General features: G+C 40.0%; 12 protein-coding genes, 1 tRNA gene, 1 other RNA gene and 2 pseudogenes. All 16 read right to left on the reverse strand.

All coding sequences use genetic code 11. The features are described 5' to 3' along the window. Nucleotides 1–94: 94 nt before the first annotated feature. A complete protein-coding gene (locus HT732_RS10490; protein WP_275690733.1) occupies nucleotides 95–1,447 on the reverse strand; it encodes a hypothetical protein in 1,353 nt (450 codons plus the stop codon). 365 nt (nucleotides 1,448–1,812) lie between these two features. Further along, on the reverse strand, nucleotides 1,813–2,748 hold the full coding sequence (locus HT732_RS04600; protein WP_173254130.1) for an Rpn family recombination-promoting nuclease/putative transposase: 936 nt from the start codon (nucleotides 2,746–2,748) through the stop codon (nucleotides 1,813–1,815). Nucleotides 2,749–3,017: 269 nt separating this feature from the next. After that, nucleotides 3,018–3,986, reverse strand: coding sequence for a ribose-phosphate diphosphokinase (locus HT732_RS04605; RefSeq protein ID WP_000010158.1), 969 nt, complete (start codon nucleotides 3,984–3,986; stop codon nucleotides 3,018–3,020). 145 nt (nucleotides 3,987–4,131) lie between these two features. Beyond that, entirely contained in the window at nucleotides 4,132–4,947 is an 816-nt protein-coding gene (locus HT732_RS04610) for a PrsW family glutamic-type intramembrane protease (protein WP_173254131.1), read from the reverse strand. Between the two features lie 24 nt (nucleotides 4,948–4,971). Next, nucleotides 4,972–5,469, reverse strand: a complete 498-nt coding sequence (locus HT732_RS04615; protein ID WP_004237611.1) for a carbonic anhydrase — start codon at nucleotides 5,467–5,469, stop codon at nucleotides 4,972–4,974. Nucleotides 5,470–5,541: 72 nt separating this feature from the next. Next, nucleotides 5,542–6,906, reverse strand: coding sequence for a DNA repair protein RadA (radA, locus tag HT732_RS04620; protein WP_173254136.1), 1,365 nt, complete (start codon nucleotides 6,904–6,906; stop codon nucleotides 5,542–5,544). 10 nt (nucleotides 6,907–6,916) lie between these two features. Beyond that, nucleotides 6,917–7,432 carry a histidine phosphatase family protein gene (locus HT732_RS04625; protein WP_173254132.1) on the reverse strand — a complete coding sequence of 172 codons (516 nt, stop codon included), beginning with the start codon at nucleotides 7,430–7,432 and terminating at the stop codon, nucleotides 6,917–6,919. Between the two features lie 18 nt (nucleotides 7,433–7,450). Then, nucleotides 7,451–7,753: pseudogene (locus HT732_RS04630) on the reverse strand (isochorismatase family protein); the annotation flags it as partial. Continuing rightward, a pseudogene (locus tag HT732_RS04635) lies at nucleotides 7,749–7,910 on the reverse strand (DNA repair protein RadA); the annotation flags it as partial. The pseudogenes HT732_RS04635 and HT732_RS04630, both read right to left, overlap by 5 nt. 10 nt (nucleotides 7,911–7,920) lie before the next feature. After that, nucleotides 7,921–8,460 carry a histidine phosphatase family protein gene (locus HT732_RS04640; RefSeq protein ID WP_173254133.1) on the reverse strand — a complete coding sequence of 180 codons (540 nt, stop codon included), beginning with the start codon at nucleotides 8,458–8,460 and terminating at the stop codon, nucleotides 7,921–7,923. A 1-nt stretch (nucleotide 8,461) separates the two neighbouring features. Then, nucleotides 8,462–8,905 (reverse strand): dUTP diphosphatase, encoded by a 444-nt coding sequence (locus HT732_RS04645; protein ID WP_173254134.1) that lies wholly within the window; start codon nucleotides 8,903–8,905, stop codon nucleotides 8,462–8,464. Between the two features lie 56 nt (nucleotides 8,906–8,961). Then, an RNA gene (ffs, locus tag HT732_RS04650) (signal recognition particle sRNA small type) lies at nucleotides 8,962–9,059 on the reverse strand. 32 nt (nucleotides 9,060–9,091) lie between these two features. Next, the gene (gene tadA / locus HT732_RS04655; protein WP_001110112.1) at nucleotides 9,092–9,559 is read right to left on the reverse strand and encodes a tRNA adenosine(34) deaminase TadA; all 468 of its coding nucleotides are present in this window, start codon (nucleotides 9,557–9,559) and stop codon (nucleotides 9,092–9,094) included. 199 nt (nucleotides 9,560–9,758) lie between these two features. Next, entirely contained in the window at nucleotides 9,759–11,045 is a 1,287-nt protein-coding gene (locus HT732_RS04660; protein ID WP_001832534.1) for an adenylosuccinate synthase, read from the reverse strand. Between the two features lie 230 nt (nucleotides 11,046–11,275). Next, a complete protein-coding gene (gene comW / locus HT732_RS04665; protein WP_153193739.1) occupies nucleotides 11,276–11,512 on the reverse strand; it encodes a sigma(X)-activator ComW in 237 nt (78 codons plus the stop codon). 504 nt (nucleotides 11,513–12,016) lie between these two features. Further along, nucleotides 12,017–12,090: transfer RNA gene (locus tag HT732_RS04670), tRNA-Asn, on the reverse strand. Between the last annotated feature and the right edge of the window lie 23 nt (nucleotides 12,091–12,113).

Raw genomic sequence — 12,113 nt, forward strand, 5'->3', positions numbered from 1 at the left:
CTACAGTTGACAAAGAGCCATCAAAACCCTCACTCGATTATATACCACAAAAAAACAGGAGATTTCTCTCCTGTTATGATTTAACTATTTAAAATTAAACCCATTCACCGTTTCCGTTTACAGTGTAACCATTTACAGTAGTATTTACTGCAAGGGCACCTGAACCGTCAACATAGTACCATTTACCACCAACTTCAAACCATTGGCTAGCTTTCATAGCACCTGAGTTTTCAAGGTAGTACCATTTACCACCGTCTTGCAACCAACCAGTTTGCATTACACCTGAACCGTTTAGGTAGTACCAAGTGTTACCATCTTTAACCCACCATTTTTGCATTACGCCTTCAGCGTTAAAGTGGTACCATGCACCATCAACTAATTGCCAACCAGTAGCTTTTTGACCTTTTGTATTGACAACATAACTCCATTGTCCTTTATCATCTTTAACCCAACCAACTTTAACTTGATTTGGAACATCATTAGATGCAGTGATAGAATCAAGATTATATGTCAAACCATAATCAGCATAAGCTTCTTTTGCTGCTTTTTCAGCTGCTTCAAATGCGACCTTAGCACTATCACGAGTTCCACGAGCTGTTCCTACTTCTGCAATAAGTTTTTCTTTTTCTGCTTCTTTTTCGTTAAGTTTGCGATCTAATCCTGCAACTGCACGAGCATAACCAACAGAGTCATTAGATTGTTTTGCTTGAATTGCAGCAATACGAGCAGTAATTTCTGCTACTTCAACAACTGAGGCATCTTGTTTTGCAACAGATTCTTGGTAACGTTTTTCCGCAGTTGCAAATGCTTTACCTGCATCTTTTGATTTCTTTTCAGCATCTTTAAATTTATCTTCAAGTGCTTTTAATTTAGCAGGATCTTTTTGACCAGCTTGACGAGCACTTGTCAAATCTAAGTCTGCTGCAGCTAGCTCTTTATCAGCTGCTTCTTTTTCAGTTTCTTTTTGATCACGTGCAGTTTTAAGTGCATCAACAGTTGTAGCTACTGTAGCACCATTTTCATCTGTGTATTCAGCATATCCAGTAACAAACTTCTCAGCTACTTTCAAAGCTTTTTGTGAAGCAGCTAGATATTTATCAAGCTGAGTCATATCACCTTCGATATCTGCAATTGTTTTTGAAGCAAGATATAGTTTTGTCAACTCATCTTGAACTGCACGAAGACGTGCTTCTACTGTAGAATAAGCCTTTTCTGCTTTTTGAAGCTTATTATAAGTCTCAAGAACTGCTCTATTTTTTGGTTGCAAAGCTTCTGTAATTTCTGCTGCTTTCTTAGCTGCCTTTTCTGCTGCTTTCTTAGCTGCTGCATCAGCTTCAGCTTGCTGTTGCTTGTTGTAATCAACTGTATAATCATCAGCTGCTGAAACAGCTTGTACAGCACCAAATGCTGCAAGAGCGACTGCGCTTGTCAATAAAACTTTTTTCATCGTTTTATCTCCTTTGTTTTTCTTTAAAAATTTTTTCGTAAGACTATCTTACTACCATACAGTATATAAATATTTGCAGGATTTGTCAAGGGTTTTCTTTAACTTTTTACCTATTTTTTCAAAAAAGTAAAAAAAACGCTTTTGTGAGATGAAATACCCTTCAAATACCGTATCTTCCAAGTGAAAATCTCACAAATTTCTTAAACCCTGAGTCAAACCTCACATATCTAATCCATATCGATAGTTGGATAGAACTCACTTCTATGGTATTATCCTATAACCCCTTCCAAATGTCAAGCAAAAATGACAAGTATTTTAGAAATAACTCGCCATTTCATTAACTTTCTACTATTTAAAATGTGACCTCATAGCAAGGACTCAAACTCAGTGACAGTCATACCCAACTGCTGGCTGGCAACCTCAGAAGTCAGAAGACCTTGATGGACTAGATTTACTAAACCTACTTTTAATCCCTCTTCAATGCCTTCTTCGCGCCCTTTTTCAATACCCTCTGCACGGCCACGTTCAAGTCCTTGTTCAAGACCTTCAACCCTAGCAGTTTCCAAGGCATAGTCCTGTGCTAACAAGGCTTGTTCTTCACGCATACGTAGTTGACTAAACATTTTTCTGTCCTCCTCGGACCAGCTCTTGTAGTCCAGCAGTTGGTCTGCTTGGCTGATGGCTCGCTCGGGGTGCTGGGTAAAGGGTTTATTCCCGAAAAACTCCAACCACGGTTTGCGAACCTCGTCTTTGCTGGTTTCTCTGTATTTTTTTAGTTCCAAGAATGCCATCTTTACTAGATGGTTTTCCTGTCCATTGTTTGTAATTGTTAAAGCCTCACCTGTCGTGTCCTCGCGCATACTGAAACTGTGAAAAGCTAAGTCATCTGAAAAGTAATTGCTGTCCACAATTGCGATAGCATAAACTGGTGCAATGTGTTTATAACTCTGGTGTGTATCACCTTCTCGTTGGCGAATTTTTTCTAGGTTTTGATTGACCTGACTACATAGGTAAGCCCACAGGCGATTGATGAAAAAATTCTGATGATGAACCTGAATTTCGATGATAACTTGCGTTCCATTATCTAACTCCGCTAAAACATCTATACTGGTATAGAAATCTTGCGCCGAATAGGGCATGGAAGGCAAGACGTGAATGTTGCTTCCCTCCAAAATGGTCACATTTTTTGCTGGCAAGTCCAGCATATCGCGAATAAACTGACAAGTGATTTCTGGGTTGCTGAAAATTTTCTTAGCAACCAAATCATTAGTTGGGCTAATGCCCGGATGTCTTAGAATCATCCTTTTCCTCCTTTTATTATACCACAGTCTTATACTCAATGAAAATCAAAGAGCAAACTAGGAAACTAGCCGCAGGTTGCTCAAAACACTGTTTTGAGGTTGCAGATAAGACTGACGAAGTCAGTCACATATATACGGCAAGGCGACGTTGACGTGGTTTGAATTTGATTTTCGAAGAGTATTAAATCTAGGTTTACTAGATTCACTGCTTCTATCTATTTATTCGCAAAAGAGACGAAAAAACCTGAGAATTATCTCAGGCTTGGTCATTAAATCTTTTTCTCAATACTGAAAAGTGGAGAAAGTGGGCGTTTTTCATGGATACGCACGATAGCATCTCCTAGGAGATGAGCGATTGAAATTTGCTCAATCTTATCAATCAAACGCTCTTCTGGCAGATAGATGGTATCCAAAACAACCAATTTCTTAATAGCTGATTTTTGGATATTGTCCATAGCAGGACCAGAAAGCACTGGGTGCGTACAGCTTGCATAGACTTCAACAGCACCAGCTTCTGCAAGGGCATCTGCCGCATGACAAATGGTTCCAGCTGTATCAATCATATCATCAATCAAGATACAAGTCTTACCTTCGACCTTACCGATGATGTTCATAACTTCACTAGTATTCATCTTATCAACGCTACGACGTTTATCAATAATAGCGATAGATGTTTTCAAAAATTCTGCCAACTTTCGAGCACGAGTCACCCCTCCATGGTCTGGGCTGACAACCACATAGTCAGAGCCAACCATGCCGCGACGCTCAAAATAATCCGCAATCAGAGGAGCACCCATCAAATGATCCACAGGAATATCAAAGAATCCTTGAATCTGCGCAGCATGCAAGTCGATGGTCAATAAACGATCCACTCCAGCTACTTCAAGCATATTTGCAACAAGTTTTGAAGTGATTGGCTCACGCGCTCTCGCCTTTCTATCCTGACGTGCATACCCATAGTAAGGCATGACAACATTGACAGATTCTGCACTCGCACGCTTCAAAGCATCCACCATAATCAAAATTTCAAGCAGATTGTCATTTACAGGCGAACTAGTTGATTGTAGGATAAAGACGTGTTTCCCACGGATTGATTCTTCGATGTTGACCTGAATCTCTCCATCTGAAAATTGGCGAACACTTGATTTCCCCAACTCTATCCCAATCTCCTGCGCTACACGTTCTGCCAATTCTTTATTAGAAGAAAGGGCAAACAGCTTTAAATCAGAAAAAGACATGATTTCCTCCGGTATATATGTATCGCTTGTGCTTTTCACAAGATTTTTCCATCTACCATTGTAGCTCTTTTTGCACTATTTTTCAATCAAAAATAAAAGAAGGGCACCATATTTGTACCCTTGCATCATTCTTTTGAAAAATATTCTAGTTCATTATCTCATCGTGCTTCTCAACAAAGCGATAAGCCTGATAAAAACCATAAAGAGTAATAGCCGTAACCACTGGAATAGCTAATGGCAACTCTGTCTCCAATTCAACAAAAGGAGAGTTAAACAAGAAATGAGTTCCCAAGGCTAAACCTAGGAAAATAAAACCCTCTTTCTTGCCAAATTTCTGTCCTTTATAGGCTCTGTAAAGCAAATAAACACCTACTACAGCTAGACCTGAAAAAGTCCAGTGAGAGGCAATTCCTGAGATGATACGCTCTAAAATCCTCGAAATAGTAAAGTCAAATCCCTCTGGCAAATCCGTACGAATATAGCCAATATCCTCAATCATTTGAAATCCCAAACCAGAAGCAATCCCTAATAAAAACAAAGATTTTAATTTTCGCACAGGAATCAAAGCTAAAACAAAGACAAGTGGCAACAATTTCAAGGGTTCTTCTACCAAAGGAGCCACAATAGCACTTTCAAAGGCATTTAAAAATGCACTATCTGGGAAAAGAACGCCCAGCAAATCATGGATATAGGTATTAGCAAAGCTAGACAACCAGCCTGAAAGGAACATTCCTCCCAATAAAGACAAGATCAAGGAGTTCTTTGGCAATTCCCATTTTTTCCCAATACGGAAAAGGAAATAAAGAGCCGGAATCATGTAAAAGAGAGCTAGAAAGATAGAAACTCCCATGAGTCCATATTCCGCAGCTGACATCGAACCGTCCGTATAATAGATGGTTTCATACTGCAAACCAATACATAGCAATAAAATAAAAATAAATAAAATACTGTTTTTCTTCATACACTTTCTTTCTAAATGAATTTTTTACAATTCTACGACTGTCATACTTCCTGTATCCACATCGTAAATGGCACCAGAGATAATGACATCGTCTGGTATTAGGGGAGATTCGATAAGCAATTGCATGTCCTCACGTACACTCTCCTCTATATCTTGGAAGGGCAAAAAATCCTGATCTGACACATCGACACCTAGTTCCTCTTTCAGATACTCCTGAAAAGGACCATTTTCAAAAGTCTGAGCACCACAGTCTGTATGGTGCAATACCACAATCTCTCTTGTCCCCATTTGTTGTTGGGAAATAACTAGCGAACGAATCATGTCTTCTGTCACCCGACCACCTGCATTCCGCAAGATATGAGCATCTCCAAGTGCCAAGCCCAGAGCTTGCGCAACGTGCAGACGAGAGTCCATACAGGTCACAATGGCTACTCTGGTTTTGGGTTTAAGTGGCAGATTTAACTGCCCATGTAGGGCAACATAAGCCTGATTGGCTTGCATAAACTGTTCAAAATAAGACACGATTCCCTCCTAGAAAATTTGATAGTCAAATATTTCTCCTATCTTATCATTTTTAAGAGGATTTGTCACAGATTAAGCAAATACCTTTTTCAAAACTTCCTGAATCGTTGTCACTCCAATGACCTGAATTTCCTTGGGTGGAGTGATTCCTGTCAAAGAATTTTTCGGTACATAAATCTTAGTAAAGCCCAGTTTAGCAGCTTCATTGATGCGCTGCTCGATACGATTCACGCGCCGAATCTCTCCTGTCAAGCCAAGCTCTCCAACAAAACATTCCTGAGGATTAGTTGGCTTGTCTTTGTAGCTCGAAGCAATGGCAACCGCAACTGCCAAATCTATTGCAGGTTCATCCAATTTGACACCGCCAGCAGATTTGAGATAGGCATCCTGATTTTGCAAGAGAAGACCTGCTCGTTTTTCCAAAACAGCCATAATCAAGCTAGCACGATTAAAATCAAGTCCCGTCGTCGTACGCTTGGCATTTCCAAACATGGTCGGTGTTACCAAAGCCTGAACCTCCGCCAAAATCGGACGCGTTCCTTCCATGGTCACAACGATTGACGAGCCAGTAGCCCCATCCAAACGCTCCTCTAGGAAAACTTGACTCGGATTGAGGACCTCAACCAATCCACCCGACTGCATCTCAAAAATTCCAATCTCATTTGTTGAACCAAAACGGTTTTTGACCGCTCTCAAAATACGAAAGGTATGGTGGCGCTCCCCTTCAAAATAAAGCACTGTATCCACCATATGCTCCAACATACGAGGCCCAGCTAAGGTTCCTTCCTTGGTCACATGCCCTACGATAAAGATGGCAATGTTATTGGTCTTAGCCAGCTGCATGAGTTCAGCGGTCACCTCACGCACCTGAGACACAGACCCCTGCACCCCTGAAATCTCAGGAGACATAATAGTCTGAATGGAGTCGATGATGAGGAAGTCTGGTTGGATGCGCTCCACCTCAGCTCGAACACTCTGCATATTGGTCTCTGCATAGAGATAAAACTCGCTATCAATATTACCCAAGCGCTCTGCTCGTAGCTTAATCTGCTGGGCAGACTCCTCCCCACTGACATAGAGAACAGTCCCTACTTGAGACAACTGGGTTGAGACTTGTAGGAGAAGGGTTGATTTCCCAATCCCAGGATCCCCACCGATGAGGACGAGACTTCCTGGTACCACTCCACCTCCAAGTACACGGTTGAATTCCTCCATCTCCGTCTTGGTTCGATTGACATTAATCGAAGTCACCTCAGCCAGTTTCATGGGCTTGGTTTTCTCCCCTGTCAAGGACACACGCGCATTCTTGACCTCTGCAACCTCAACCTCTTCTACAAAGGAAGACCAAGACCCACAGTTGGGGCAACGTCCCAGATATTTAGGGGAATTATACCCACAATTTTGACATACAAATGTCGCTTTTTTCTTTGCGATAATAAACCTCTTTCTATATCTCTAACTCACACTCAATTACTTGGCAAAAATCAATCTTCTCATTTGACACAAACTGACGCATGAGCATGTTGTGAGTTACCACTATCACGGTCTGGTAATCTCGATACTTAGCCATACATTCTAGAAAACGAGACTTCATCTCCGTAGCTGTCTCATATTGAATAGGACTATTAGGAAGTAACTCCCCCTTATTTTCTAGAAACATAGTACGAGCTTTTTCAAAATTATCTGTGCCACTTTCATAGACCTGCCATTCATGCAATAATGGCTCTACCCTCAAAGGAAGGCCAGTAGCACAGGATACATAAAAAGCCGTTTCTAAAGCTCGCGTCACTGCAGAAGACACCAGGATATCAGCTGAGCTAAACAAAGGATTTTTGCAAAGTTCCTGAGCTTGTTGTCTTCCTTTCTCAGATAAGGGTGCCAAATCTATCCCGAATCCAGTATAGGAACGCTCCTCTAACTCACGGTAATTTGGCTCCCCGTGACGGATAAAAATAATTTTCATATTAAGATCCCCATAAAACTATCCAATCTTGATTCCGCAATCTTGCCACTGCTTCAGTGTTTTAGAGAATTTCTTCTGGTTGGCAACTTCGACAGCAGACAAATCGACAGAAACCTGATAATTCTCCTTGGTAGCTGCCAAAACGGAAGCCTTAACACAGCCATTGCCATCTACCCCTATAAACTCTATGCTTTTAGCACCGTTTTCCTCTAAAAAATCTTTTAAATCTGGATTAGTAAAGCAAGAAGCCCGACGCTTCTCAAAGATACGAGAAGATACAAGCAGCAAGCCGGTCGCAAATTTCTTCTTTCTGTCTTTTCTCCCCCGTCAAGGACACACGCGCATTCTTGACCTCTGCAACCTCAACCTCCTCTACAAAAGAAGACCAAGACCCACAGTTTGGACAGCGCCCCAGATATTTAGGGGAATTATATTCACAATTTTGACACACAAATGTCGCCTTTTTCTTTGCGATAATAAACCTCTTTCTATATCTCTATCTCACATTCAATCACTTGGCAAAAATCAATCTTCTCGTCTGGTACAAATTGGCGCATGAGCATTCCGTGAGTTACAATGATAATAGTTTTATAATTTTTATATTTTTCCAAAGCTCTTAAAAAACGATGACGCATCTCTAGATCAGTTTCATAGCGATAAGGAGAATCTTCAGATAAATCTCCTTGATGTTTTAGATAATATTCCTGAGCTACCAATACACTAGTTAAATCAGAGTTAGTGCTATCTAAGTCTGGACGCCACTCATGAAAAAACGGCTCTACAAATAAGTCCAATCCTGTTTCAACTGCTATATAATGGGCTGTTTCTAAAGCCCTCGTCACAGACGATGAAATAATAATCTCTGCCTTTCCAAAACATGCAGTTTTAGCAACTTCTTTTGCCAGACTGCGACCTTTTCCTGTCAATGGCGCTAAATCACGACCAAAACCACTATAGAGTTGCGGATTTTCAAGTTTATCAAGCATACTATAATCTGGCTCTCCATGACGTACAAAGATAATTTTCATCCTAGTGCCCAGTCGATCCAAATCCACCAGTTCGAACACCCTCAGCCGCATCTCCATCTGCGATTAAGAAAGGCGCAAAGACAGCCTGAACAACACGTTCCCCAACTTCGAGAATCACTTCTTGGTCAGTGATATTCTTCATCTGCGCAAAAATATGCCCTTCATTTCCAGGATTTCCATAATAATCTCCATCAATGACACCCACAGAGTTAATCAAAACCAAGCCCTTCTTACGAGGGTTTGAAGAACGATCATAAAGGTAAAGAACCTCAGTCGGCTGCATATAAGCCTTAACCCCTGTCGGAACCAAGACAATCTCTCCTGGCGCAATAACCGTACGCACAGCAACCTTTAAGTCGTAACCAGCCGCATGCGCTGTCTCACGCTTTGGCAATAAATTCTCATCTGTAAAACTAGAAACCAATTCAAAACCACGAATTTTCATCATCTTCTCTTTTCTATTATCATTTATTCTAGATTATTCTATCTTATTTATTCGAAAAAAGCACGAAAAAAAGAGCACACAATTCAAATCGCTTAGGGCTGCTGGATTCCTCCCCTGACCCGCTTCACGCAGAACTGTTGCTCCACTATTTATTATATCACATTCCTATTCATTTTAAAAGCAAAATTATTTTTTCCGTCTATTTCTAAAAAAGTCCTGCATAATAGCTGCGCATTCATCTTCCAAAATTCCCGTTTCAACCTCCACACGATGGTTAAGACGCTCATCTGTCAAGATATCGTACAAACTCCCCGCAGCGCCAAATTTCTGGTTTTTAGCCCCATAGACCACGTTTGGAATACGGGCAAGCCCAATCGCCCCACTACACATGACACACGGCTCAATGGTCACAAAAAGTGTGCAATCCAGCAAGCGCCAGCTCTCCTCACTCAGGTTCGCATTCTCTATTGCCATAATCTCCGCATGCATAACCGCTCGTTGCAATTCCTCACGCGCATTATGCCCACGGCCAATGATTTCTCCGTCCTTGACAATCACACAACCAATTGGAATTTCATCGTGTTCAAGAGCAATCTCAGCCTCTCTCAAAGCTTCCCTCATAAAGACTTCTTTTTCTTCAACTGTATAATTCATCAATTTCCCTTTTCCTACTTGTCGATTTTATTATTATATCATGAATCCCAAGACAAAAAAAGCCACCGAATGCGGTGACTTTATAGGGAGATTATTATGAAAAAGAAAAGTTTAGGATATTTGTTACAACAAGTTAGGAGGTCTTCTTGTAACTGTCTATAGTATACCCGACCTATCTTAAACAAATCTTAAAAATCTCTTAGGACCAAACACTTTCTAAAATATTTGTTTGTTCACGACCAGGACCCACTGAGAAAGTAGAAATACGAACGCCAACCAATTCACTCACACGACGAACGTAGTTACGCGCATTCTCAGGAAGATCTTCCAAATTACGAACTCCGGTAATATCTTCTGACCAACCTGGCAACTCTTCATAGATAGGCTTGCAACGTTTCAATTGCTCAAGACTAGCTGGATAGTAGTCAATACGTTGACCATCAAGATCATAGGCCACACAGATTTTCACTGTATCTAAACCACTCAAAACATCGATAGAGTTCAATGAAAGGTTAGTGATACCAGAAACACGACGACTATGGCGCATCACAACTGAGTCAAACCAACCCACACGACGTGGACGACCAGTTGTTGTACCATATTCATGACCGACTTCACGGATACGTTCTCCCACTTCATCAAACAACTCAGTCGGGAAAGGACCGTCTCCTACACGACTCGTATAGGCTTTACATACACCTACAACCTTGTCAATCTTGCTTGGACCTACACCAGAACCAATTGTCACACCACCAGCCACAGGGTTTGATGACGTAACAAATGGATAAGTACCTTGGTCGATATCCAGCATAACACCTTGTGCACCTTCAAAAAGCACACGTTTACCGTTATCAAGCGCATCATTCAAAATGACAGATGTATCTGTCACATACTTCTTGATTTGTTGGCCATATTCGTAATATTCTTCAAAAATATCATCAAAAGCAATCGCTTTACTGTCATACAATTTTTCAAAAAGACGATTCTTTTCAGCAAGGTTACGTTCTAAACGCTCACGGAAAATATCTTTATCCAAAAGATCTGCGATACGAATCCCAACACGAGCAGCCTTGTCCATATAAGCTGGACCAATTCCCTTGATTGTAGTCCCAATCTTATTGTCGCCCTTAGCTTCTTCTTGCAAACGGTCTAACTCGATATGATAAGGCAAAATGACATGCGCGCGATCAGAAATACGCAAGTTATCAGTTGTCACACCTTCCTCATGAAGATAGCTCAACTCTTTTACAAGAGATTTAGGATTTACAACCATACCATTCCCAATAACAGAGATTTTTTCAGGGAAGAAAATCCCAGATGGAATCAAGTGCAATTTAAACTTCTTACCATCAATCACAATCGTGTGACCTGCATTATCACCACCTTGGTAACGTGCAATCACTTCTGCATTCGCTGAAAGGAAGTCTGTAATCTTCCCTTTACCTTCATCACCCCACTGGGTACCTACAACAACAACTGAAGTCATAATTTTGTCTGAGCCCTCAGGCTCTTCCTTTCTCACTTACATGGCAGGACTCTCACCTGCAATTATATCTTACAATTTATTATAAGAAAAAATCGCCTTTTTATCAAGAAGAAACAATAGAAAGATTTGCTATTTCCAACTATTAAAAAATGTTTTAGAAAAATTACCAGCTATTTATTGTTATATTGCCATAAAAAAGTAAGTTTGTTCGGAAATTAACTCAGACTATCTCAACAAGAAATAAAACCTTGTTTCATTATCATCTTTTCAAGATACAAACGATAAGCAACACGATAATGGTAAACAATAAAATCCCTACGACACCCAATATCATATCTAACTAAATAATAAATCAAAAATTTAAAATGAAAATGTTCCCAGTCCCAACTATTACCAAAGAAAGTAGCATACTCTTCTTCGATACTGTCATAGAAATCAGTCATCTGATCATAAATATTTTGTAGCATAAGCATACACTCCTTTACTTTTTATGATCTTATTCTAACAAAAAATTATAAAAAGTTATTAATAATTCCTGAATTGTACAAATACCAACCTCAATAAGATAAAAAATAGGAAAAGTTGACAGAATAGGAACAAATATCTTATGTAAAAGACAAACTATTAAATCCCTAAAAATAAAAAATTTCCTATAAATGATTTACAAAAATTATCCTTATTACAAATCATCCTGTACGGTTACCATTGCATTGAATCTTTCTCAGTTTAAGCTATAAAGTGATTGAATAGAAATGAAGCACTTAATAATCATTAAAAAGAAAAGTAACTATAATATTTATAGTGGTTAAATCCTCTCTACTTAGAGAGCGTCGTTTTAACTGCTATCAATGCTCGAAAATGATGGTGTCTGAAACTTCTATCGTCAAGAAAAATATCTCGCTTCGTTAGGTGCGAGATAGATTATTAATTATATAACAAAAAAAGAGGTCAAAACCTCCTTTAATTAACTACTCCGCCAGTAGGACTCGAACCTACGACATCATGATTAACAGTCATGCGCTACTACCAACTGAGCTATGGCGGAATAAAGCTAAGCGACTTCCATAT

Source organism: Streptococcus sp. 5346, assembly GCF_013277455.1.
Taxonomy (GTDB): domain Bacteria; phylum Bacillota; class Bacilli; order Lactobacillales; family Streptococcaceae; genus Streptococcus.